This is a genomic window from Cyclobacterium salsum (genome assembly GCF_010119245.1).
Classification (GTDB): Bacteria; Bacteroidota; Bacteroidia; order Cytophagales; family Cyclobacteriaceae; genus Cyclobacterium; species Cyclobacterium salsum.
This window is the reverse complement of the sequence record NZ_WNKG01000018.1, coordinates 1-24,143: the sequence shown is the minus strand read 5'-3', so window position 1 is coordinate 24,143 and position 24,143 is coordinate 1. Positions and strand designations below refer to the sequence as shown.

Here is a 24,143-nt window from a genome sequence, read left to right as displayed (position 1 = left end):
TATCTCTTTAATTCAAATTTATTCCTTAGTTATTTTTTTGTTTGGTTGTCGCAGGTAAGTGCTTTCGTGAAATTCTCTCTCTTACTAATTGCGGAACTTTAGGGCATATGCTAAAAATACTAACGATCAATCAAGCAAATTTTCATTTTGGCTACTTAAAAGCACAGAACTATAAAACAGCCTTTATTAGGGTTCCTGAGGGACTTACTTGCAAAGTAAAGTACGAAAAGTACATTTATCATTGAGATAAACGAGATTTTTGGGCTATTATAGCAACTGAAATAGGGACGAATTTGGCTCTGTAGCTACCGTTTTCAGGTCAACTAAGATTGTAAGGGCTTATAGAGATTGCAGAAATACTCGACGTTGACGTGAAAGAGCTGATAGTATCTAACAAGGAATCAAAAAAATAAAATGGCAGTAAAAAAATCAGAATTATACAGTTCCCTCTGGAAAAGCTGTGATGAATTACGAGGTAGTATGGATGCCAGCCAATATAAAGACTATGTATTGGTTTTACTCTTCATGAAATACGTCTCCGATAAAGGTGACCGATTAGTGGATATCCCGGAAGGCGGGAGTTTCAAGGATATGGTGAAACTCAAAGGCCAGTCGGATATTGGGGACAAAATAAACAAAATCATTGGCGCATTAGCCAAGGCTAACGACTTGAACGGAATTATTACGGTCGCGGACTTTAATGATGATGAAAAACTTGGAAAGGGTAAAGATAAGGTTGACCGGCTGAGTAATCTCATTGAGATTTTCGAAAACGAAAATCTGGATTTTAGTGGCAACCGAGCGGAAAATGACGATCTGCTCGGGGATGCTTATGAGTATCTGATGCGCCATTTCGCCACCGAAAGCGGAAAAAGCAAGGGGCAATTCTATACGCCCTCGGAAGTCTCTCGCATCATGGCCAAAGTGATCGGGATTGAGCACTCTACCAGCCAATCCGATACATTGTACGACCCCACTTGCGGATCCGGCTCGTTGCTTCTTAAAGCCGCGGATGAAACCCCGCACGGCATTTCCATTTACGGACAGGAAAAAGACAATGCCACCCGCGCCCTGGCGGTCATGAATATGTGGCTGCACAGCAAACCCTCCGCAGAGATTGTCCAGGGCAATACCTTGGCCGAGCCGCTGTTTTTGGATGAGCAGACGGGGCATCTGAAAACCTTTAACTATGCCGTAGCCAATCCCCCGTTCAGCGACAAGGCGTGGGGTAATGGGCTGGATGCCGAAAACGATATTTTCCAACGTTTTGCCGGCTTTGGCCAACCGCCTAAAAAGAACGGGGACTTTGCTTACCTCCTGCACCTGATCAAATCCCTGAAGAGTACCGGCAAAGCTGCCATTATTCTACCATTAGGTGTGCTGTTTAGGGGCAACGCTGAAGCAACCATCCGGAAGCAAATCATCGATAGAGGTTACATCAAAGGCATCATTGGGCTGCCGGCAAACTTATTTTATGGCACCGGAATAGCCGCTTCCATCATTGTCATAGATAAGGAAAGAGCAGACCAGCGCAAGGGTATTTTCATGATTGATGCCTGCAAGGGCTACATGAAAGATGGCAATAAAAACCGTCTCCGCTCCCAGGACATTCACAAGATCGTGGATGTGTTCAATAAGCAATTGGAGGTTGAAAAATACAGTAGACTTGTACCGTTTGAAGAAATAACCGACCCCAAGAACGACTACAACCTCAACATCCCCAGATACATCGACAGTCAGGAAGAAGAAGACCTACAAGACATAGTCGCCCACTTACAAGGTGGCATTCCCGACCGGGATGTTGAAGGCTTGAATGAATACTGGAAGGTGTACCAAACCATGAAAAACGATTTATTTCAAACTAATTCAAGGCCGGGTTACTGGGAACTCACCGTTGAAAAAGACGAGATCAAAAACACCATCTTCGGCCATGCTGAATTCGAGGCCTACAGCGCGGAAATGCAAAAGGTGTTTGACGGATGGAATGAAACCAACGCCACCTACCTCAAGACCCTGGAAGAAGCCTGCCCTCCCAAAGAAGTTATTCATCGTATTTCAGAAGACCTGCTAAGTACCTACCACGGCAAGGCCCTGGTGAGTAAGTATGACGTGTACCAGATAATCATGGACTATTGGGCCGAAGAAATGCAAGACGATCTCTACGAACTATCTGCCGATGGCTGGAAGGCCGGAAATGAAGTAACTCGACTCATGAAAAAAGCCACCAAGAAAGGTGGAAAGGACAAGGAAATTGAGGGAATGGAAGGTTTGGAAGGCCGCCTGATACCTCCACAACTCATCATACAGGAATACTTTGCGGAAGAAAAGGTGGCCTTAGATGAACTGAACAACCAACTGGAAAGCGCCAAAGCCGAAATGGATGAAATGGCAGAAGAGCACAGCGGCGACGAAGGCCTGCTAAGCGATGCCACCACCGAAAAAGGCAGCCTCACCAAAGGTTCGGTGAATACCCGTATCAAAGCATTGGGAAAAAGGGATGCCGACAATGCCGAAGAGTGGGAACTACTGGCGAAATACAAAAAGCTGTTGGATAAGGAAACCAAGCTGAAAGCCGCCATCAAAAAAGCTGAACAAGCCTTGGAGGTCAAAGTGATCAGGCAGTATCCCAAGTTAAGTGAGGAAGAAATCAAGACCATTGTTGTAGATAAAAAATGGATGGCTGCCCTAGAAAGCCGCATCGCTGCGGAAATGGATGCCATCAGCTACCGCCTTACCGAACGCATTAAGGAGCTGGCCGAGCGCTATGAAAACCCTTTGCCGAAGTTGACTGGCGAAGTAGCTGCCTTGAAATCCAAAGTAGAACAACACCTGGAAAAAATGGGATACGCATGGTAGAAGTAACAGAAAATAAAACGGGTGATACCCTAAGCTTGCCGAAGGGCTTGAAACAAACCGAAGTGGGAATGATACCGGTGGATTGGGAGGTGAAATCTATTGGTAATCATTTTGAGTTCAAAAATGGATTAAACAAAGAGAAAAAGTATTTCGGGTCAGGCACCCCTATAGTCAATTATATGGATGTATTTGAAAATACTGCTATTACAAGAAATGTGATTCATGGAAAGGTACAACTGTCGCGAGAAGAAATAAAAAGATATAGTGTTAAGGTTAATGATGTATTCTTTACCCGTACTTCTGAAACCAGAGAGGAAATAGGGATTTCAGCAGTTTGTATAGAAGACTTAGAGGATACTGTTTTTAGTGGCTTTGTACTTAGGGCTAGACCTAAATCATCAGATTTCAATTCTGATTTTTGTCGCTTTTGCTTCAGTTCAAGCATCGCACGTGAGCAAATTGAGCGAACGGCATCAATTACAACAAGAGCTTTGACAAATGGGAGATTGTTATCCGATATCCACATCCCCCTCCCCCCAACCCTCACCGAACAACGCGCCATTGCCACCGCCCTGAGCGATATGGATGACCTCATCCAAGCCCAGGAGCAGCTCATCGCCAAAAAACGCGCCATCAAACAAGGGGCGACACAGGAATTGTTGAGGCCGAAGGAGGGGTGGGAGGTGAAAAAACTACATGAGATATTGGCATCTACTCAACTAGGTGGGAACTATCAAAATTCTAAAAAAGCTTCAGGTCCTCCATTGATTAAAATGGGAAATATTCAAAGAGGTTATATCTCTTTAGAAAAAGTCGAGCAAATCATAAGTCAACAATTAGATGAAAGGGACAAGTTGCGGTTCCATGATTTACTGTTTAACACGAGAAACACATTGGAACTAGTCGGAAAAGTAGCTATCTGGAAAAATGAATTACCATTAGCATATTTTAATTCCAACTTGATGAGAATGGTTTTTAAGGATGAATTCATTTCATCAAATTACTTCATGAATAGCCTTTTCAACACAGAAGGAGTGATTAAATCGCTAAAAGATATAGCAACAGGCACGACAAGTGTGGCAGCAATTTATACTAAGGACTTGCTTCATTTATCTATTTCTTATCCAGATAAAACCGAACAAACCCGCATCGCCCGCATCCTCTCCAACATGGACACTGAGATCGAGCAACTGGAAGCGCAACTGACCAAGTACCGGCAGTTGAAGGTGGGGATGATGCAGGAGTTGTTGACGGGGAAAAAAAGATTGGTTTGATGGGGGAAAACTGGAACCATATAGACTTGGATAAAATTGGTTTTCATTCCGCTGGAGCATTAATACAGGCGATTGGTAATACTCCGTTTTATGTGGCTCCCTACCAACGCGGCTATCGCTGGGGTGAGTCAGAAATCAATTATTTGCTCAATGATATTTGGCAGGCTACTGAAAACCGTAAATACAGCCTCCAGCCCATTGCAGTGGTTGAAAGTAAAGTAGGTGGAAAATCATGGGAATTGGTGGATGGTCAGCAACGGCTTACCACGCTTTACCTGATTTTGGCGACTCTGAATAAGCGGCTGCATAAACAATTACCGTCTTATAGCATCAACTATAACACACGCGAAACAACGGCTGAATTCCTTAAACAAATCAGGGAGAACGCCCTACTGGATGAATGGCTGAAAAAGGAAGAAAGCCCGGAAGAACTTTGGGAAGGCTTTACCGAAAATAATCCCCAAAGAGATAATATTGATAATTTCCATTTATTCCAGGCCTATGTTCTCATCCATCGCTGGTTTTCAGATAAAGACCAGGAGACAGCAGAAAAGCTGACTGCCAAAATATTAGAAAATACTTACCTAATCTGGCATCCGATTAATTTGCAGGGTCAATCGGTTGAAGACCGTTTCATCAATATCAATGCCGGTAAAATAAAGCTTACCGATGCAGAATTGATAAAAGCACTGTTCATTTTAAAGCTCCAGCGAAATCGTGATGCATGGGACATCAAACAATACAAGATCAAACAGTTGGCAGAAGAATGGGATGCCATCGAAAAACAGTTGCATGACGATGACTTTTGGTACTTCATCAATCAAAAAGAGACAGATTCCTATCAGACACGCGTTGGCTTACTGTTTGATATTCTTTCCTCAGGAAGAACTAAAGCTCAAAGTCCGTACGATTGGTTTGCGGAGAAAGAGGAGCGCTTAGCCTGGGATGACTTACTGAACCTCTATCATAGACTGACAGAATGGTACAATGATCTGGAGGTGTATCATAAAGTGGGCTTTCTCATCAATGCCGGTATAAAGCAATTGGAAGAATTAGTAGAAAAAACGAAGGGTCTTCGTAAGTCAAAAATAAAGGAAACGCTTAACGCCTTCATTCATGAAACGATGAAATCTACCAAGCAAAGAGACAGGCAACGCCTTCCACGCTTCAGTTTTGACCAGTTGAGTTACGAAGACGATAAAAATGATTGCCAGATCTTTTTGCTGTTGTACAATATTAAACTGCTGGAAAACACTTTTCCGGGGCAACGGTTCCCGTTTCACTTGTACCGCAATGAGTCCTGGTCACTGGAGCATATTCATCCGCAAAACCCAAAGGCCATCAAGAGTAAAAAACATGCACTGCCATGGCTAACTGATTTCTCAGAAAGAGCCAATGAACTGGAAGTGGATCAAAAGGGGGTGTTTGAGGAAACCATTACTCAACTTCAGAATAGAATAAGTGAAATTGATACAGACAATATTTCCCTAGAAATACAGGACGAACTAACTGAGTTTACGGAGAAGTATAAGGATGATTTCGACTTACACGGTATTCTGAATTTGGCTTTGCTAGACAAGGAAACGAATAGTGGCTTGAACAATAAGCCCTTCAAAGAAAAAAGGGATTCGATTCTCAGGCATGAAACCCGGAGATATATCCCATTGGGTACCTTGGATTGTTTTTTGAAAAAGGCAAGCGCCAAAGAAAATATACAGTTGGAGTATTGGTCATCCCATGATATGGAAGGCTACCAGCAGTCTATCGCAAGCGTATTAAAAGAGTTTTTTCCTGATGAAAAGGAGGCATAATGGAACAAACTTTTTGGCAAATCATAGATAACAGCAAAATCGAAATCCCGGAAATTCAACGTGATTATGCTCAGGGGCGTGATACGCCAAAAGCCAATGCCATCAGAAAGAAGTTTGTTTCCGACCTGATTAACTCCTGTCGGCATGCAAGTCAACCTCTTCATTTAGATTTTATATTCGGTCAATCTATCCATAAGGAAAGCATCGCCCAATTCGAAAAAAGCAAAGAGAGCCTACAGCAAATGGCAGAAGTTTTGGAACGTTTTAGCAGTGACCACGGCATTGATTTCCAACACCAAATTGGAGAGAGCCCGGTGGAGACCGGCAATGACCGCACGCTTATCCCAATAGACGGCCAACAGCGTTTGACAACCCTATTTCTTTTCCATTTATATATAGGTGCTCGAGTTTCTGCAAATGCGGTTCAAAAATTGAAAAGCTTTCAATATAAGACCCGGAAAAGCTCTACAAGTTTTATCAACCAATTAGTAGAAAACGCACAGGTTTTAAAACGGAGTGACGATATTCAACTGTCAGCGGAAATTAGAGATCAAGCTTGGTTTTTTGAGTTTTGGGACAAAGACCCTACTGTTGCCGGAATGTTGATGGCATTAGATGAGATCCAAAATCAATGCAGGGCATTGTGGGATGATGACTTAGGGATAATCTGGCAGAGCCTGACTGAATCAAAGCGGGTTTCATTCGATTTTTTTGATCTAAAGGAAGAGGGGCTTGAGGATGACCTGTACGTGAAAATGAATGCCAGGGGTAAGCCTTTATCTGATTTCGAGAACTTTAAAGCCTGGCTGGAAAAGCAGTACAAAGCTTCTGAAGAAATCAAGGTTACGGATTGGCTTAATAAGTTGGACAAGGAATGGCTGGATATATTCTGGTCAGAACGGATGGATGTTGAAGGCGTGGATCAACACTATTTGGCCTTTTTTAACACCCTGGCCTTGTTCAAAAAATTAGAAATGGCCTCAATAAGTAATGATAGAATTGATGAAGACATAATAGGATTGATCAATCGCCTTGGTTCTGATAAATTTATCCCTACTGCCTTTTATGAGGAAAAGGAAGTGCATACCGTTGATTCCGTCAATTGGTGTTTCTCCGTGCTTGAAATTTTGAGTAGTAAGGAAGACAGGAATTTTTTGAATGAACTCATTGAGGAAGTTTGGACAGATACATTCTATAATATTGAGGAGGATAACGGTAAATTCACTTCGGCCTTGTTACGCCACTTTCCCGATCTAAGTAACCTGTATCATAAAGTATTTGTGTATGCGGTGCTTATTTTTTTACGTCATATTTCAAAGCCTGTAAATAAGTTTTCTGAAGACGATAAGATCAATTTTCTAGCTTGGCTGCGGGTAAGCCGCAATATCATTTATAACTCAAGAATTGATGATAACGTACCTTATATAAATGCAATCCAGTCGCTCAATAAATTCGATGCGAAGGCAATACTAAATATCAATGAATTTCTTCAAATACAATTACGTGATAAATCATGGATCAGCTTTTTCAGCCAAAAGCAGCAAAGCGAAGAAATACAGAAAGCTAAAATGGATCCAGAATGGAATGAGGTATTGCATGAGGCAGAGAACCACTTCTACTTTTACGGACAGGTAGGGTTCATCATTGAGCTATCAAAACAAGAGGGCGTAGCCAACCTCGAACTTTTTAAGAAGTACTGGCAAAGATTAAATCAGTTATTCACCCCTGATCATTTAGATAATGGTCAATTTTTGATACAAAGAGCTCTTTTAACCATTGGTGACCATGAAACCCATTGGATGAGACCACTAACGTCAAATCGTTGGAGCTTCTATCGTTCCATTAGAAGTAACAGTAGACAGCGAGACGAAAATTGGCGGTATTTATTTGTAAATGATGATAATGGGCAAAGATTGTCCATGCTCAAAAAACTATTGGATGAATGTGAATGCTCTACAGGTTCATTAGAGAAGCTTATTAAGGGCAAGGAAGCAGAAATTCGCGATTGGAGAATCTATTTTATCAAGGAGCCGGCGCTATTTAGGTACTGTGGTCAGATGTTAATGAATTGGGAGGGAAAGGAACATATCAGGTTGCTTGGCAATTCAAGGCTTAGCCATTACCATAGCGAACTTAGAATAACCGCCTTGCATGAATGGCTTAAAGGCAAGGAGATAGCCTCTAAACTAATAAAAGTAAAAAAAGGCTCAGACAGAAGTTTCCTTGAAGTCGGAGATAACCAGTCTAAGTGCCAAGTTAGATATGCACGAGATACCCAATCATTTGAATATAAATTAAACGAAGATACTGATTATAAAGCGATAGACGACAACTGTGTCTATTTAAGCTATATACAGGAATTTAATAATTTAGAAACATGAGCAAAGTCGGCCAAAAAGAACGCATCACCCAAAACCGGGTCGTGAAGCTTTTTCAGGAAAAGCTCGGCTACCGCTACCTGGGCAACTGGGAAGAAAGAGAAGCAAATAGCAACATCGAAGAAGGAATCCTTAAAGACTGGCTGACTAAACAGGGTTATTCCGAAAACCTCATTACCAAAGCACTCTATGAGTTCACCAAAACGGCCAGCGACCAAAGCAAAAAGCCCTACTACATCAATCAGGAGGTGTATACGCTGCTGCGCTATGGGGTAAACGTGCAGCCTGAGATCGGTCAAAACAAGAAAACAGTATGGCTAATAGATTGGAACAACCCGGAGAACAACGATTTTGCTATTGCGGAGGAGGTTACTATCAGAGGCGTACACAAAAAACGCCCTGATATTGTGGTGTATGTGAACGGCATTGCCCTGGGTGTGATCGAACTCAAGCGCAGCACAGTAAGTATCTCTGAAGGCATACGACAAAACCTGGACAACCAAAAGCACTTGTTCATCGGGCCTTTCTTCACTACCATGCAGTTCATCATGGCCGGCAATGATTTGGAAGGTTTGGCCTATGGTTCTATAGAAACATCGGAGCGGTACTATTTGCAATGGAAGGAAGTCAGCCCGCAACGTAATCCCAATGATAATTACCTACTGGAATTAACCAAGCCCATACGTGACCTAGCCGCTACGGTTGAGGACAAGCTGGATAAAAACATTATCGAAATGCTCGACAAAGAGCGATTTCTTGAAATTATCCATGATTTTGTGGTTTTTGATCGGGGACAAAAAAAGCTATGCCGTGCCAATCAGTACTTTGGGGTAAAAGCTGCACAGGAACACGTTCGCACCAAGGAAGGTGGTGTCATCTGGCACACACAAGGTAGCGGTAAAAGCCTTACCATGGTTTGGCTTACCAAGTGGATAAGAGAGTACAGCCCAAATGCCAGGGTATTGGTCATTACCGACCGTACGGAGTTGGATGAACAGATTGAAAAGGTATTTAAAGGGGTTGATGAACATATTTACCGTACTAGCAGTGGAGAGGATTTAATAAATAAACTGAATAGCCATTCGCCCTGGCTTATCTGTTCGCTAGTGCACAAGTTTGGCGGCAAGGAAGAAATCAATGAAAAGGACGTAGATAACTATCTCGAAGGGCTTAAAAATCAACTCCCTTCCGACTTCAAAGCCAAGGGAGATATTTATGTTTTTGTAGACGAATGCCATCGCACCCAAAGCGGAAAACTGCATGAAGGCATGACAACATTGTTACCTAACGCCATCTTCATAGGTTTTACCGGAACGCCTCTGTTAAAAAAAGACAAGCAGACCAGCCTGGAGGTCTTTGGTAAATACATTCACACCTACAAGTTTGATGAAGCCGTGGCCGACAAGGTTGTGCTGGACTTGCGTTATGAAGCAAGAGACATTGAGCAGAAGATCACCAGCATGGACAAGATCGATCAATGGTTTGATGCTAAAACCAAAGGCTTGACTGACTTGGCCAAAACGGAGCTCAAGCAACGCTGGGGCACAATGAAGAAAGTATTCAGTTCCATTGACCGACTGGAAAAGATTGTCAGCGATGTAATGATTGACATGGCTACCAAAGAGCGCCTGCAAAACGGAAGGGGAAATGCGATGCTGGTTTCAGAAAGTGTTTATAACGCTTGCCGGTACTATGAGGTATTTCAAAAGACGGGATTAAAGCAATGTGCGGTAATCACCTCCTACGCACCCCATCATGGTGATATTAAAGGCGAGGAAACAGGAGAAGGAACCACCGAAAAACTGCTTAAATACGATGTATACCGTAAAATGATCGCGAATTACTTCAATATTTCTGAAGATGAAGCGCAAAACAAAGCGGAGGAATTTGAGAAGGAGGTTAAAAAGAAGTTTGTGGATGACCCCGCACAGATGAAACTGCTCATTGTAGTGGATAAATTGCTTACTGGCTTTGATGCGCCTTCGGCTACCTATTTGTATATTGATAAGAGCATGAAAGATCACGGCCTGTTTCAGGCCATTTGCCGTGTAAATCGCCTGGATGGAGAAGACAAAGAATACGGTTACATTGTCGATTATAAAGATTTATTCAATAGTTTGGATAAGTCTATCAAAGACTACACCTCTGAAGCCTTTGATGCTTATGAAAAAGAAGATGTGGCCGGTTTGCTTCAGGATCGCTTGAAGAAAGGCAAAGAGCGTTTAGATGAAGCCTTGGAAGAAATAAAGGCATTGGTAGAACCGGTCGAACCACCAAAAGAGCAGATGCAATTCCAGCGGTATTTTGTTGGAGACCCGGAAAACAAGGATGAATTAAAAGATACCGAACCAAGAAGGGTGGCACTCTACAAAGCCGTTATCAAGCTGATCCGCTCCTATGCCAACATTGCCGATGAAATGAAAGAAGCAGGATACCATGAAGCGACTGCTCAGCGTATTCGGGAGGAAGTGAAGTACTTCGAGAACATTCGTAAGGAAGTTCAAATTTCCAGTGGTGATTATGTTGATTTGAAGCAATATGAACCTGCCATGCGTCATTTGATTGATGCGTACCTGGGAGCAGATGAAAGTCGGGTGTTATCGAAATTTGACGATTTGAGCTTGGTGGAACTTATTGTTGAGAAAGGAAAAGATGCCCTGAACGAATTGCCGGAAAAGACAAGGCGCAACAAAGAAGCCATGGCAGAAACTATTGAGAATAACTTACGAAAAGTCATCATTGAGGAAAGCCCCACAAACCCAGCGTACTACGAAAAAATGAGTACGCTACTTGATGAACTCATCAAACGCAGGAAAGAACAAGCTGAAAAATACGAAGCATATTTAAATGAAATAGTTGAGCTTACGAAAAAGATTAAAAAACCGGAAAAGTCCAGCTCCTACCCGGAGATAATTAACACCAGCGCGAAAAGAGCTTTATACGATAATTTAGGGCAAAACGAAAGCCTTGCGGAAGAGCTTGACCAAGCAATTCAGTATACCAAAAAAGATGCCTGGCGTGATAATAAATTTAAGACCAAAGAAGTTCGCTTGAAAATAGAGGAGATACTTAATAAAAATGGTATTGTCACCCCCGATGAAGTCGAACGGATATTGGACATTGTAAAAAATCAGCAGGAGTATTAATGGATCAGATAAGCATTAGCAATATCACCGTTGATGTTATTCGAAAAAACATTAAAAACATGCACTTAGCGGTTTACCCGCCAACAGGTAGGGTGAGGATTGCTGCTCCACTGAGCGTTAATGAAGAAGCTATAAGGCTATTTGCAATTTCCAAATTGGGCTGGATAAAGCGGCATCAAAGGAAATTCGAAAAACAACAACGGGAAACACCCAGAGAATACATAGAGCGTGAAAGTCATTATTTTCAGGGTAAGCGATACTTACTTCGGGTTAAAGAAACAAATGGTGTCGGATATGTTGACCTGAAAGGTAAGACCTACGTGGAATTGTACGTGAAAGAAGATGCGACATGGGAATACAAACGCAACATATTGAACGAATGGTATCGGGTAGAACTTAAAAAGATAATTCCTGAAATGGTCCAAAAGTGGGAAAAGAAGCTGGGAGTTACTGTGAAGGATTGGGGGGTAAAGAAAATGAAAACCAAGTGGGGCTCCTGCAATATTGAGGCACAAAGAATTTGGCTGAATTTAGAATTGGCTAAAAAGCCGATTCAGTGCTTGGAATATATCATTGTTCATGAAATGGTTCATTTGCTTGAAAGACATCACAGCGATAAGTTTCTCTCATTAATGGACTATTATTTACCAAACTGGAAACATTTAAAAGAAGAGCTTAACAGAATTCCGGTAAGCCATGCAGATTGGAGTTACTAGCTGAAAAGGTCTACACACACTTATGAGTAAGAGATTGGAATGATTATTCCTGATCGTCCTACTTTCTCTCTCTAACTGCCATCAGCCGGGAGGATCAGACATTCCAGCGAATGGAATATTTAGTGGTTCTGCTCCTCCTTTAAGGAACGCTGAAAGCTGGGTTGGTGGATCTAACTCTCCTGCTACTATCGCACTGTTCCATTTTTTCTTGGGCTTAGAGTGTAATGCATCGGAAACAGCATATTGCACCCTATTCCTAAAGCACTTCCCACAGGTGCGTTGGACACTTTCCCTCTGGTTCCCGATGGGAGGATCAGCCACTGCTTAGGTTATCGATAGGGACGGATACAGCTTCACTTCTCCTATTAAGGAAGGCTGAAACCGGGATCGTCAGCCTGTTCGTCCTGCTTTTTAGAAAGTGTCCCATATTTTCCGTGGAGTTATATCTACACTATGTCCGCGCAAAATATGGGACAGCCGGGTGGATTGCCTCTCCGTTACCTACCGCACTTTCTCCAACTGCTTTCGGACGGGTATAGCAACCACCGATCAGTTAACGGCAGGGAAGGTCACCGCTTCACTTCTCCTATTAGGGAAGGTTGAAACCGGAATATCCATCAGCTGCAGATTGGTCGTGGGCGGTATTAGCAACCGCAGTTCAAGTGAATAATATCAGGAATGCCACATATTTACTCCTTCTTTATAAAAAAGGTTGAAAGCCATTTTGGCTATGTGCCTTTCTTGCTTCCTTCAAACTGATTCATTTCTATCCTGGAGATATATAAGCAGCAGAGATAAAGTATTACATCCTATTCCTGGAACACTTCCTACAGCTGCGGTACGCTTTCCGAAACCTTATATGGGAGGATTAGCCATTGCCCGGGTTGGCGACAGGTCAAAGCAGCGGTTTTGCTCCTCCTTTAAGCAAGGTTGAATCCGGATCCACTTTCCCTCAACGCCAGTTGCACACCCCTGAACTGCTGCAGAGTTTTAGTAATTCCTCATTCTTTTCGCAGACCATTGTACCAATAGTTGGGTAAAGCAATCCACAGGGCTGCCGTAGGGTCCTGAGTTAATTGCAGCACGCCACAGGGCTGCCTTACGCTCTCATCGCCCCGTCTAGGTAACCCCTTATAAAGACCGTTTGATTATTGGAAAATCTGAAACCCCTACTTTTCCCAGGTTTTGATAAATTCTTACACACTTTAGGGCGAAAACTTGGGTTTTGACGCACATCTTTTAACGGTTTGGTTTATGAAGTGGTCCTGAATCTTCACGGTTGCAGCAAATCAATTTAATTCAAGCCAGGTAAATCGGAGAATCTGCGGTACTCAAAATGTTCTTCATTACGTTAAAAGCAAATTCACCCACCTTAAAACGCTCCACAAAAAAATGGTACCGTGATGTATTTTATGGTTGCATAACACTCCTGAAAAAGGAGAGTTTTGTAAGGTATCACCGAACCATTTTTTTGCTCCACTTTTTTACCCCCGCTCAGCCCAATTTGCTTTTATCTCCATTCGACATTCCTGCGCTCCTCGATTCGGCTGTTCCCAATTTTATTTTAGTTTGTAGGGCCTCCGGCAGGTAGGAAAAATAAAATCCCACAGCCAGAGTTAGGCTCGCCTGCGCCCCTCATTCCGCACGTTCAGTCGTATATATGCTTCTCCTGAACGGCTCGCATTCAGCCCACGGCCCTGCCGCCTATTGTCTAACCCCCGGCCCCGGAATCATCCGGGGATTTTAAAGCCCGCTTCATCAGCAAAAAGAAAACTAACGATAGTATAAAGCCATAAATAGATCATCGTTTTTTCTTCTCAAATGCAAAGGTAACAGCCATCCGGAACCCCTCAAGGGTAAAATGAACGGCCTGCCGCAGGCGCAACACAGGCCGCCCTTGACTGAACCCGTCTGACTTGTTGGTCCGCATTTAAGAGCTGATAAAACTAAAAGAGTATTCAAATAGGGATAAATGGGAGGTGACATAGCGAACATTGATCCAGGGAAATTCTCTGACTTCGGAAGGCAGGTTTCACAAGGTTGTTGACCACTTGATCTTACTGGGATTTAAACTACCCACGGTTAAATTGTCCGACAACATGAGACTAGGGTATGAATCCATGCTTTCCTATTACCTCAAAACACAACCTACAATCCAGTGAACCTCCGTATACGAGACCCGTCCGTACGGTGGTGGGAGAGCCTCATCCTGAGCCATTTGGCTCAGGCCGGGCTACTCGATTGGCATACGTTTTTATTATTCAAATTTCATTGGTAAATAATCTGGACTTACTCCTTTGCCAAAATGATGTCCTCTTTCATGACGAGTTTCCATAAATTGCTTTAATCCTGGATACTTTATTTCGTCAAATTTGTTTGAAGCAAATTCTAGTCTGATAGTTGTGTATTTAAAACTCATGTCAGGCCCTGTAATGATGAGCAAGACACCTTCTTCCATTCTAAATGAGCTTGATAGATATTTTCGTATCTGGTCGCATAAGTAGTTTGCTGAACGTGTTAATTCGCAACCCAAATCTTGTACTAAATCAACGTGAAAGTCGAATTTGTCTGATAATCTTTGGTACGCGCTTTCATCATAATTTGATAGTCGCTTATAAATTTTTTCTGTATTGTAAATTGGGTAGTCATCGGTTCCAATTTTCTCTCTGTATTTGCTGAAAACCGTAAGGAAATCATTAAGTACAACTCGAAAATTGATAAATGCTCTTTCCAACTTATCATACCTCTTGGGCCAAGTTCTTGAAAGTAGATATTCATTTAATGATGCTAATTTGTCAAATCGTTCAACTGGGATTTGAGGTTGACCATTGCCAAAGATATCAGAGGTCCAATTTTTCCAATTCTCAAAATCCGCCATGTCTGCAACCTTGTCCACATAGGTAGCATAAATCTCCTCATCCTTTTGTTTATCCTTGTCAGGGTTTAGATTTGCATCTATCCAATCTAGGTGGTCTTGCTTTATTTGATGAAGTCGTTCAACAGTATATTCTTTAGGTTGGTCATCAATTACTTTATGATGTATTTTACACATCAGGACAAGGTTATCAAATTTATCCCTTTGCTCTGGGCTTAGATCTGAATGACCTCTTGGTCCATCTTCTTCTCTAGCAACTATGTGTGCCTCATCCCCAACAATGGAAGGGTCATCTGTTTCAGTTTCATCCTCTACTAAAGTACGTCTGCATTCAGGCATTGCACAGCGGTTAGCTGATCGCCCCCAAAGCATTTTTCTATTTTTTAATGATATTCCCATGTCTTGTTTTCAATGTATGCCAACGTACGAATAAAGTGCACAGTGCACTTTATTTGCCCTGCAATAATATGTCAATCTAACGGGTTTTAAAGGTTTTTAAAAGAGTTTAATGCAATATGTGTGTGGATTCCATGGATTACCTAAAATAACACATAAATGAACAGCAAATCTGTTCTGGCTTCAAGTGAATAGCCCCCCAATTTTCGGACGCCTTAAACTCGCTCCAATATATTCAAGGGTTTGATCAGTACTTGAATGTTGGAGCGGACATCCTCCAGGCTAAGGTTATGCTCCCGGTAACAGATGGAGGCAAAGGTCCGTCTGGCATCATGCGTGGTTATGGTTTGATGAAGTTCGAATTCACCCTCCCTGTATTTTTTTTCCACCACGCAGGAGGTATACACGATCCTGTTTAATTCTGCCCGTTTAGCCAGCCTCTTAATCAGAACGTTTTCGCTTTGTTGGCTCAAGGAGGGAAGCTTTCCTTTGTTCTTTGCAAAATGTTAACTGCTGGTTGAGAGAGCTCAATGATCTCAATACTCCTTTTCTTGGTATCGTTGATGTCGATGAACCCGTCGAGGATCTTCTTGATATCCACTTGGTTTTCCAACATGTGTGTAATGAGAAAGGAGGCACAGTAAAATTGGGAATAATAGCAAAGCGGATTACTCAGGCAATGTTTCAAGCAGAGAGGTAAGCTCACCCTGTAATTTCTCTAAATCCCGCTCAATAGCAGGTTTGTTTTCTTGAAGGAGTGCATCGAAGAAGGCCAGCAACCAATTTCGATAGGGTGTTAAAATATTACTTTGTGCTATAAAATATTTTGTGCCGTATAATACCCATTGAACGGTGAAATCATTTTCCTGCATCGCTATCTCTTCTCGTAAAGCCGCAAATTCCTTTGCCACCATTGATCCAGAAAGCTGGGAAGCAAAAGCATTAGCAATTTGAATCCCTTGGAGTGCAATCTTGGAGCTCACAGGTAATTCTTGTTCTTTAAGTAATAACCGAATTTGTTGGGCGCATGCTGAAAATCGAGCAGTAGTGAAATGTTTTTCGGCAAAATCCGTACGGGCAGAAAGATCGAGGGGGAATTGTTCCAGCCATCGTTGGTTAAGTGTAAATGCTTGGGAGAATTCAAAAACAACTTCATGATAATAATATACAAGGTATGAATATGCTTCTTCGTACCTTGGATACACTTCCAGTACTTTTGTGTAGGCGAGGGTGGCCTCATCATATTTTTTTAGGTAAATATAGGCTTTAGCCAAATTAATTTGTGTTATAGCCCAATTCTGGGGCAGTTCTGCTTGGGTATATTCTTCCAATACTTTATGGAAAGCCTCCACTGCCTGTTGCAGATAATCAAGGCCTTGCCGGCCACCTGCCCGTGTGCCCAAATCCCTGAGGACAATACCTAAATTGTTTTGTGTCATAGCCCAATCCTGGGGCAGTTCTTCTTGGGTCATTACTTCCAATGCTTTCTGGTAAGCCCCCACTGCCTGTTGCAGATAATCCACGCCCTGCCGGCCACCTGCCCGTGTGCCCAAATCAGAGAGGACAACACCTAAATTGTTTTGTGTTATAGCCCAATTCTGGGGCAGTTCTGCTTGTGTCCTTACTTCCAATGCTTTCTGGTAAGCCCCCACTGCCTGTTGCAGATAATCCAGGCCCTGCTGACCACCTGCCCGTGTGCCCAGACCCGAGAGGACATTGCCTAAATTGTTTTGTGTCATAGCCCAATCCTGGGGCAGTTCTGCCTGGGTATATTCTTCCAATGCTTTCTGGTAAGCCTCTACTGCCTGTTGCAGATAATCCAGGCCCTGCCGGCCACCTGCCCGTGTGCCCAAATCAGAGAGGACACTGCCTAAATTGTTTTGTGTCATAGCCCAATCCTGTGGCAGTTCTGCTTGTGTCCTTACTTCCAATGCTTTCTGGTAAGCCTCCACTGCCTGTTGCAGATAATCCAGGCCCTGCCGGCCACCTGCCCGTGTGCCCAAATCCCTGAGGACATTGCCTAAATTGTTTTGTGTCCCCGCCCAATCCTGGGGCAGTTCTTCTTGGATATATTCTTCCAATAGTTGGTTATATATATTTTGCGAGCTTATTAAAAATTTAATTGCCTCCTCACCCTTTACTCTGACTCCTAACTGACGTCGTGTGTTCCCAATCTGCATTTGAATTTCCGCCCAAAGGACCGGATGGTTGTTTTTCGTTACCAATGCTGCGGCATTTTGAAAGCGTAACAAGGCGGTATCAAACTGATTGGCAAGATATCTTGCTTCTCCGGCACTTTTCCAGTCTTCATAGGCTACAAGCCTTTTATTCTCAGCAGCTTTCTCCAAATCTCTAAAGGCGTCTTGGTTTTGACGGGCTGCCTGTTCAAAATTCTCAGCTGCTTCCGTAAAATTCTTCTGGTAAAAGGCAGCCAATCCTAGTTTTCGGAAATCATTACTTTTATTAGCCTCAGTAGCCCATTGGTCGAAAGCATTTTTCACCTGGTCTACCGAAAAACCATATTGCTCCGCCCAGTCCTGCAAATAGTAGGTAAAATCAATGGGTGCCGGTTCCGAGGATGTGGTTATTATTTGTTGTTCGGAGTCAGCTTTCATTTTGGTAATTTGATTTGAAAGTTGAGCTACATATTTTTCGATACGGCCATGGGTCCACAGCGCCATGGAGCCATGTGGCACCATTACCACACGGGTAGTATGTACTTTTTGATATTGTATATTGGGCAGATTCCAATGTCCGTCCAAGGGGTGGTTGATCACCCAACCATCTTTAGGTACTTGAAGTACTACCCGTTCCCCGGAAATAAATTCATTGGAAAGGTCAATGTTGAATGCTCCCTCGTCATCAGTATTATCCCCCAATATACCGTTTACAGAAATGCGGACATTAGCCATTGGATTTTCATCATCAGCAATTACATTTCCCTTCAAGGTAATAATTTGGGCCGGAAGCGAGGCTGCTAAAATCTGCATGATAAGGATGAGGTACCAGGCTTTCATAGCTGCTGTCAATTTATTTTGATAGTATTTGTTTCTTTAAACGCAGTTCAATGGGACCTGGTAATGTTTTATACTCGTTCCTAGATTCATAACCAGAAGCATCGACATAAACCCGAACTGCATCACCCGCCTCACCGGGTACATTTTTAAATATAAAGCCACCTTCATTTGTTGTAACAGTAGATTCACCAGGAAGCTTATCTAATTTAACTATTGCTCCAGCAACAGGTTGATTTTCCTCATTGTAAATTATTCCCTTTACAGAGAAAGACGCAATTACCTTTTCAGTTTCGGTTTCCAAAGGAAATGCCTCTCTCCATTTCTTTGGAATATCAAGCAAAATCACTAAAATGCCCAAAATCCCCGCAATCAAAGCAATATAGGTTTGCCAAAGCTCGTACCACTTTTTAGAACTAGAAGGACTACCGGAAGGATTATGGATTGTTATATTTTCCCCATGAACCTGGTATACATTTCCTTGTACGGTCCATCCTTCTTGCCGGTAAATCATCTTAGCCTCGGCTACCACTGCTTTGGGAGATTTTTCCTTAATTTCATTCAATTTATCCAGCACTTCTTTTCGAGGATTAACCTGATGCATTGCAGATTGCTCGACCTTCTCTTTAATATTATCTACAGAGGCAGATAGTAAATCATACTCAATGGCTTGTATAGCCTGTAATGAAGGAGGCAATGGGGAACCATCCAGCAAAACCGGAAAAATTTTCTTTTTGAGTGCTAATGCCGTATTCCATTCAAATTCGACAAAGTGGGATTTAGCAGCATGTTCTGACCAAAGCAGCATAAAGATATTTTGTTTGGCAATACCTTCACCAATAGCTTTTGGCCAATTTTCACCAGCATAAATGCTTTCCTTATCGATCCACACTTGAACCCCCTGTTCCCGGAAAAGAGTCTGAATTTGCAGGACTGTGCTGATATCATTCCTGCTGTAGCTAAGGAAAATGCTGGATTCCATGGATATTACTATTATAATTTAAATTTAATTATATTCTTATAAAAAACAGCACCTATGAAGAATAAAATGTCTCTAGTTACTTGCTGTGCATTCACCTGGTAATCAGTAGCAATAGAAGTTGCTACCAACTGATTGTCCCAGAATTGTAAAAACCATGTCCATCCGTATAGAACCAAAGGCTATCTGGTAACTGGAGACAGCTACCTGTAAAAGCATAATGTTGGCTTCCGCCAAGAACATCATGCTCTGTCATCCCCCATGATCCTGCGAACCTCTCGCAAATGAATCTTGTGCGGCCAGTTTTCATTATTAGTAAATTCGTCCTTTGGAAGTCCCCAATCATTCATTTCTTCTCTAACCCAGGCAGGTAGGGTTGGATTATTGGTGAAACTACATCAGTCCGTTCGAATAACCCTCGGGATCATTCGTGTTTTCTCGCCTTCTTTTGTAGGAGGGTTCGGGATAGTCATAGTTCATACCCATACAATTTATAGAAGGGAATCGATAGAAATTATCGAACGCCCAATAGGTGGTGTAAATAGGAGCGTTTTTGGCTTTCAAGGCCGAGGTTGGCAAGGGATAGATTATCTGAATAACCCCCCAATTTTCGGACGCCCTAAACTCGCTCCTATATATTCAAGGGTTTGATCAGTACTTGAATGTTGGAGGAGCTCCCTGACTACCTCCAAACTAAGGTTAAACTCTCTATAGCAAATGGAGGCAAAGGTTCGTCTGGCATCATGAGTGGTTATGGTTTGATGAAGCTCGAATTCTCCTTCCGTGTATTTTTTTCCACCACACAGGAGGTATAGACGATCCTCTTTAGTTTTGCCCGTTCAGCCAGCCTCTTAATCAGAACGTTTTCGCTTTGTTGGCTTAGTAAGGGAAGTTTTCCCTTGTTCCGTTCCAATATCCTTACTGCTGGTGGTGGAACCTCAATGCTCTTTGTGCTCCTTTTCTTGGTATCGTTGATGTCGATAAACCCGTCGAGAACCTTTTTTATATCCACCTGGTTCATTTCATTGTGCCGGAGGCCGGTGTAGGCCCGGAATAACCAACAGTCTAGAGCTTTCTTTTCCATAAGGGACAGCGTTTCCACGTTTTCCAGGCTTCCTAATTCCTGGAGGCTCAGCCATACGACCTTTTTCTTTTGGGCAGGTGGGTTCCTGAGTTCATCTTCGTTAATATTAAGGGTATATCCGGACCTACGGGCCTCTCTAAGGACCCGTTTTAAGATTTTGACGTGGTCCCTGCGTGTATTATCAGCCAGGTGAGAGATAATGCCCATATATTCCGAAAACCATTTCCGATCAATCTGGTACAGTATAAGAGCGGGAAAATGTTTATCGATCCAGTTTCGTTTAACACATTTGGGAAAGAAAATTTATCCTCGGGATGAGCTCTCAAAGTACCTAAATAACTGGCTTAGAATTCTTAAAAATGATTTTTCATATTTCTATATAGCTATGGATTTAGCAAAATATGCTATCTATTGGCTTTTCGAAAAAACGGATGTTTATCCTTACGATTTGAAAAAGCAGGAGCCTAAACTTCCAAGCAAGAAATTTTTGGAAAAGCTTCAATCAGATTTTCAATAATCCTATATTCTCGAAATTCTTAGAAGAATTTCTTAAAAACTTCATTATTAAATACTGGATATTTTTGCCCAAGACGAACCGTTATATCCAATGCAAAAAATATTTAAGCAAGATAGCTATATTATATAATTCGACTGGGACCCAGAATAGAGGTTGGTTAAGCACCATTATTTTTCCTCTTTAATCCCAACCCCTTATGCAGCTCTATAAAAATCTCCCCGGGATCCACATTGATGGCCAGGGCAATCAGGTAAAGTTCGTCAGCCCGGAGTTTGGCGGAATCATTGGAGGTAAGCTGGGTGAGGCGGGATTTGCTGATGCCAGTGCGCCTGGAAACTTCTGCTTTGTTTACCGTCCTTTTGGCTAAATACAAGCCCAAATCTGTCATGGATGTATCGTTTAAGAATACATCAATTTAGCTATCCGATACTTTTGTTACTAAAAATCAAATAATTGTTTTGAAAATAGGTTTATTTTCTATATTATTGTTTAGAAAATAGAAACAATCGTTTTATATTTTAATACACCTAAGGTTCGGGATCTTAGGGTCCAGCGGTCCTGATTAAAAGTTATGGAGAAAAAAGAATCGTTTACCTGCCCGCATTGTGACAAAAAGCTGCCTTTTAGGGTAATCCTGAAAGTAAAAAACGATCATGCCTTTGCCTGTCCCCGTTGCGGAGGTGCTGTGGTTCCGCAGAAAACCAAATCCTTTACCTGGGGCTATGTGATCGGATTTTTGTCGTTTGTGGTACCCGAACAAATTGTATTCTACCTGCACGAAGATATTGTAATGGCATTCCTGGTCGGATTCGTCCATGCCCTCACCGCATTTGGTCTGGTATCCCTATACCTCTATTACACTACCAAATTTTCAAAAGCCATTTCCTTTTTTATTTGATTCATTCACTAAAACAAAATAACTATGAAATCGAGCATTATGCAAGCGACACACGAAGCGAAGATTATTAAACACGCGAGATTCCATGTGACCACTAAAAACAATTATAATCACATGAAAACTAAAATGAAAAGTCTGCTTATCCTGATTGCCATTTGTGGCAGTTTTACGATGGGAGGTTTGAAACAAGCCGCGCCTAAAGAAGGAGAAGTTTGGGCGGGTATTAGTTACCTGGCCGCACGAAGAGGTGCTTCGGCCGAAGCTGGATTGGCGATCAATGCCATTGGCCTTATCGATGCTGCCGCATGGGGCTTTGGTGTTGGTATGGTGGCTGGCCCTGCAGGAGGGATGATCGCAGGAGCCACTGCCGGTATGTAGTGAGCCATGAACGCTAAACCCCTTACCCTATCAGCTGCCGCCGTCTACCTGACCGGGCTGCTGGTAGGGTATTATATGGATTCTGATTTTGATTTTAGCCTATCGGAAGCCAATCCTCCGGTGGCAATGATGGATAATGCCAAATCAAAGTTGTTCTGTTCCATTGCTGGAAACAATATATCGGTCGCCCTGATCAATATAGGTGGTGGTTTTTCCCTGGGGGCCATTTCCTTGCTGAATACTTTCTACAATGGTGTCGTATTGGGTTATGCCCTTTCTGTGGCAGGGGATAATTTTTCGTTTGCCTTAATTATAAGACACCTGCTCCCCCATGCCATTGAAATCGTGGCCATCGTTCTTTCGGGTTCACTGGGGTTTTACCTCGGACTATATCTACTTAAAAAAATTATCCTTGGAAGGAGTCATCAATTTGACTTCGAAAAATTTTTGATCCTGTCAGCCACTACCCTGGTCATCCTATTATTAGCCGCTGTTTTGGAAGTATATGTCAGTTTCTCCGGATGAAAAAATACCTGCCCTATATCGTTCTATTTACCCTTTCCATCCTGTTTTACTGGATATCCAGCAGGTCCTATGCTCTTCAGTCCGGTGAACTGGAAAATATGGAACTGTTCCGATTGTTCCGGGGGATCAGCAATCTAATTGCCCTTTTTGTTCCGGTGATGCTTTTTGTATTTTACATGCTGACCTCCGGACTAATGTTTACCCTGCTAGATGAAAAAATCAATCCCGAGAAGCTGGGCTTTGTTCTTTCCATTTCGTTTATTCCTATCCTCCTCAATTGCCTGATTTACCTTCTTGTGTTGTATGGAATCGAAGAAGGCGGAACGCTTTCTGAAATGTTACGGCAACGGTCTTTTTTGGGGTTGGGACTGTCGGATATGGAGGACCTGAGTTATATTTTCTGGTTGGGGTTTTACCTGTTTTTTGCCATTTTGTTAGGGCATGAGTTTGACCTGGGAGTTAGTAAAGCCCTAGCCATTAGCTGTATGCCTACTTTATTGGTAGTATTGGGTAAGTGGTTGGTTGGATTTTAAAGTAATTTATAATTAAATATTTCCCAACGGTCTAGACGCATGATGCACCATTAGTATTTCTATTCTGTCTTCACCTCGAAGTTCATAGATGATTCTGTAATTGCCTTCAATCAATTCCCGAATATTTTCTTCATTCTTTTCAGGCACTTTCCTTCCGATCTTCGGCATCTTCTTCAAGATTTCCACTTTATCGAAGAGTTTTGAGACAATAAAAGATGCATATTTTTCAGAAAATTTGTTGCTATATTCTGCTATACTGGTTAAATCATCTATGGCCCGTTCCGCCCATATTATTTTAACCATTTTTCCAATTTCTTTTTAGCTTCTTCCTCCGTATAGAATTGTCCTGCCTGTATTTGGTGTTGGCCTTCTTCGATTTTCTGCAAAATCATTAATCTTTCCATTAATTCATCTACAGAAAACTCCTCAGGCATATCTTGAATAGTTTCTAATAATTGCGTCTTCTTCATGAGTCTTAATCTGTTTCAATCACAATATACGAAATACAACCTTCCTTGTCCATTTTTTTTGATCACCACCAACGTTACGGTCAATAAACTAGAGATAATATCCCTGGTTTTGAGCTAATTTGGCATCTTCCCATTCCTTTTCTTGTCACTTTTTTGCTGCAGAGCCAGTCCCGAGCTGCGAAGCAAATCGGGATCAAAAAAGTAACTAACCTGTCCTGAGAATTCAGGAAAAACCCCGCTCCGTATTCTAAGGTTAAAACAAGGACAAAAGGAAATTTTATGCGGCATATTTG

General features: G+C 42.2%; 18 protein-coding genes. 10 read left to right on the top strand and 8 right to left on the bottom strand.

Annotated elements, in window-relative coordinates:
* Positions 1-414: 414 nt before the first annotated feature.
* From GJS45_RS22480 to GJS45_RS22455, 6 genes are read left to right on the top strand one after another with little or no spacing between them, the layout of a single operon-like run.
* Positions 415-2,856 (top strand): type I restriction-modification system subunit M, encoded by a 2,442-nt coding sequence (locus GJS45_RS22480; RefSeq protein WP_162344145.1) that lies wholly within the window; start codon positions 415-417, stop codon positions 2,854-2,856.
* Positions 2,850-4,130, top strand: a complete 1,281-nt coding sequence (locus GJS45_RS22475) for a restriction endonuclease subunit S (RefSeq protein WP_162344144.1) — start codon at positions 2,850-2,852, stop codon at positions 4,128-4,130. Before GJS45_RS22480 ends, GJS45_RS22475 begins: the two co-directional genes overlap by 7 nt.
* Positions 4,130-5,941, top strand: a complete 1,812-nt coding sequence (locus GJS45_RS22470) for a DUF262 domain-containing protein (RefSeq protein ID WP_162344143.1) — start codon at positions 4,130-4,132, stop codon at positions 5,939-5,941. Before GJS45_RS22475 ends, GJS45_RS22470 begins: the two co-directional genes overlap by 1 nt.
* The gene (locus GJS45_RS22465; RefSeq protein ID WP_162344142.1) at positions 5,941-8,322 is read left to right on the top strand and encodes a DUF262 domain-containing protein; all 2,382 of its coding nucleotides are present in this window, start codon (positions 5,941-5,943) and stop codon (positions 8,320-8,322) included. The genes GJS45_RS22470 and GJS45_RS22465 overlap by 1 nt, the downstream gene beginning before the upstream one ends.
* Positions 8,319-11,465, top strand: coding sequence for a type I restriction endonuclease subunit R (locus GJS45_RS22460; protein ID WP_162344141.1), 3,147 nt, complete (start codon positions 8,319-8,321; stop codon positions 11,463-11,465). The genes GJS45_RS22465 and GJS45_RS22460 overlap by 4 nt, the downstream gene beginning before the upstream one ends.
* Complete coding sequence (locus GJS45_RS22455; protein WP_162344140.1) at positions 11,465-12,181, top strand: M48 family metallopeptidase; 717 nt, start codon at positions 11,465-11,467, stop codon at positions 12,179-12,181. The genes GJS45_RS22460 and GJS45_RS22455 overlap by 1 nt, the downstream gene beginning before the upstream one ends.
* A 2,257-nt stretch (positions 12,182-14,438) precedes the next feature.
* Here the strand turns inward: GJS45_RS22455 and GJS45_RS22450 are convergent.
* The 6 genes from GJS45_RS22450 to GJS45_RS22420 all read right to left on the bottom strand — a co-directional run bounded on the left by GJS45_RS22450 (position 14,439) and on the right by GJS45_RS22420 (position 21,434).
* The gene (locus GJS45_RS22450) at positions 14,439-15,455 is read right to left on the bottom strand and encodes a hypothetical protein (protein WP_162344139.1); all 1,017 of its coding nucleotides are present in this window, start codon (positions 15,453-15,455) and stop codon (positions 14,439-14,441) included.
* A 212-nt stretch (positions 15,456-15,667) separates the two neighbouring features.
* Positions 15,668-15,925: a hypothetical protein gene (locus tag GJS45_RS22445; protein WP_162344138.1), complete on the bottom strand. Its 258-nt coding sequence runs from the start codon at positions 15,923-15,925 to the stop codon at positions 15,668-15,670.
* 195 nt (positions 15,926-16,120) lie between these two features.
* Positions 16,121-18,469: a tetratricopeptide repeat protein gene (locus GJS45_RS22440; protein ID WP_162344137.1), complete on the bottom strand. Its 2,349-nt coding sequence runs from the start codon at positions 18,467-18,469 to the stop codon at positions 16,121-16,123.
* A gap of 13 nt (positions 18,470-18,482) precedes the next feature.
* Positions 18,483-19,448 carry a TIR domain-containing protein gene (locus GJS45_RS22435; protein WP_162344136.1) on the bottom strand — a complete coding sequence of 322 codons (966 nt, stop codon included), beginning with the start codon at positions 19,446-19,448 and terminating at the stop codon, positions 18,483-18,485.
* Between the two features lie 748 nt (positions 19,449-20,196).
* Positions 20,197-20,736: a site-specific integrase gene (locus GJS45_RS22425; protein ID WP_162344134.1), complete on the bottom strand. Its 540-nt coding sequence runs from the start codon at positions 20,734-20,736 to the stop codon at positions 20,197-20,199.
* Between the two features lie 467 nt (positions 20,737-21,203).
* Positions 21,204-21,434 carry a helix-turn-helix domain-containing protein gene (locus GJS45_RS22420; protein ID WP_162344133.1) on the bottom strand — a complete coding sequence of 77 codons (231 nt, stop codon included), beginning with the start codon at positions 21,432-21,434 and terminating at the stop codon, positions 21,204-21,206.
* 183 nt (positions 21,435-21,617) lie between these two features.
* Here GJS45_RS22420 and GJS45_RS22415 point away from each other — a divergent pair, with 183 nt between their 5' ends.
* Genes GJS45_RS22415 through GJS45_RS22400 form a run of 4 tightly spaced genes read left to right on the top strand, consistent with a single transcriptional unit; the run spans position 21,618 to position 23,380 of the window.
* Positions 21,618-21,944, top strand: coding sequence for a hypothetical protein (locus tag GJS45_RS22415; RefSeq protein WP_162344132.1), 327 nt, complete (start codon positions 21,618-21,620; stop codon positions 21,942-21,944).
* Between the two features lie 24 nt (positions 21,945-21,968).
* Complete coding sequence (locus GJS45_RS22410; RefSeq protein ID WP_162344131.1) at positions 21,969-22,322, top strand: hypothetical protein; 354 nt, start codon at positions 21,969-21,971, stop codon at positions 22,320-22,322.
* A 6-nt stretch (positions 22,323-22,328) separates the two neighbouring features.
* Positions 22,329-22,847, top strand: coding sequence for a stage II sporulation protein M (locus tag GJS45_RS22405; protein ID WP_162344130.1), 519 nt, complete (start codon positions 22,329-22,331; stop codon positions 22,845-22,847).
* The gene (locus tag GJS45_RS22400; protein WP_162344129.1) at positions 22,844-23,380 is read left to right on the top strand and encodes a hypothetical protein; all 537 of its coding nucleotides are present in this window, start codon (positions 22,844-22,846) and stop codon (positions 23,378-23,380) included. The genes GJS45_RS22405 and GJS45_RS22400 overlap by 4 nt, the downstream gene beginning before the upstream one ends.
* Positions 23,381-23,392: 12 nt before the next feature.
* Here GJS45_RS22400 and GJS45_RS22395 read toward each other — a convergent pair whose 3' ends face one another.
* Together GJS45_RS22395 and GJS45_RS22390 are read right to left on the bottom strand one after the other, a co-directional pair.
* Entirely contained in the window at positions 23,393-23,683 is a 291-nt protein-coding gene (locus tag GJS45_RS22395) for a type II toxin-antitoxin system RelE/ParE family toxin (RefSeq protein WP_162344128.1), read from the bottom strand.
* Complete coding sequence (locus GJS45_RS22390) at positions 23,671-23,850, bottom strand: hypothetical protein (protein ID WP_162344127.1); 180 nt, start codon at positions 23,848-23,850, stop codon at positions 23,671-23,673. Before GJS45_RS22390 ends, GJS45_RS22395 begins: the two co-directional genes overlap by 13 nt.
* Positions 23,851-24,143 lie beyond the last annotated feature (293 nt).

Bases quoted from the DNA above. Each gene is read 5' to 3' on its own strand.
- GJS45_RS22455 (WP_162344140.1), top strand. From the start codon at position 11,465: ATGGATCAGATAAGCATTAGCAATATCACCGTTGATGTTATTCGAAAA.
- GJS45_RS22410 (WP_162344131.1), top strand. From the start codon at position 21,969: ATGAAATCGAGCATTATGCAAGCGACACACGAAGCGAAGATTATTAAA.
- GJS45_RS22450 (WP_162344139.1), bottom strand. From the start codon at position 15,455: ATGGGAATATCATTAAAAAATAGAAAAATGCTTTGGGGGCGATCAGCT.
- GJS45_RS22475 (WP_162344144.1), top strand. From the start codon at position 2,850: ATGGTAGAAGTAACAGAAAATAAAACGGGTGATACCCTAAGCTTGCCG.
- GJS45_RS22395 (WP_162344128.1), bottom strand. From the start codon at position 23,683: ATGGTTAAAATAATATGGGCGGAACGGGCCATAGATGATTTAACCAGT.
- GJS45_RS22440 (WP_162344137.1), bottom strand. From the start codon at position 18,469: ATGAAAGCCTGGTACCTCATCCTTATCATGCAGATTTTAGCAGCCTCG.
- GJS45_RS22415 (WP_162344132.1), top strand. From the start codon at position 21,618: ATGGAGAAAAAAGAATCGTTTACCTGCCCGCATTGTGACAAAAAGCTG.
- GJS45_RS22425 (WP_162344134.1), bottom strand. From the start codon at position 20,736: ATGGGCATTATCTCTCACCTGGCTGATAATACACGCAGGGACCACGTC.
- GJS45_RS22435 (WP_162344136.1), bottom strand. From the start codon at position 19,448: ATGGAATCCAGCATTTTCCTTAGCTACAGCAGGAATGATATCAGCACA.
- GJS45_RS22390 (WP_162344127.1), bottom strand. From the start codon at position 23,850: ATGAAGAAGACGCAATTATTAGAAACTATTCAAGATATGCCTGAGGAG.
- GJS45_RS22420 (WP_162344133.1), bottom strand. From the start codon at position 21,434: ATGACAGATTTGGGCTTGTATTTAGCCAAAAGGACGGTAAACAAAGCA.
- GJS45_RS22465 (WP_162344142.1), top strand. From the start codon at position 5,941: ATGGAACAAACTTTTTGGCAAATCATAGATAACAGCAAAATCGAAATC.
- GJS45_RS22480 (WP_162344145.1), top strand. From the start codon at position 415: ATGGCAGTAAAAAAATCAGAATTATACAGTTCCCTCTGGAAAAGCTGT.
- GJS45_RS22460 (WP_162344141.1), top strand. From the start codon at position 8,319: ATGAGCAAAGTCGGCCAAAAAGAACGCATCACCCAAAACCGGGTCGTG.
- GJS45_RS22400 (WP_162344129.1), top strand. From the start codon at position 22,844: ATGAAAAAATACCTGCCCTATATCGTTCTATTTACCCTTTCCATCCTG.
- GJS45_RS22470 (WP_162344143.1), top strand. From the start codon at position 4,130: ATGGGGGAAAACTGGAACCATATAGACTTGGATAAAATTGGTTTTCAT.
- GJS45_RS22405 (WP_162344130.1), top strand. From the start codon at position 22,329: ATGAACGCTAAACCCCTTACCCTATCAGCTGCCGCCGTCTACCTGACC.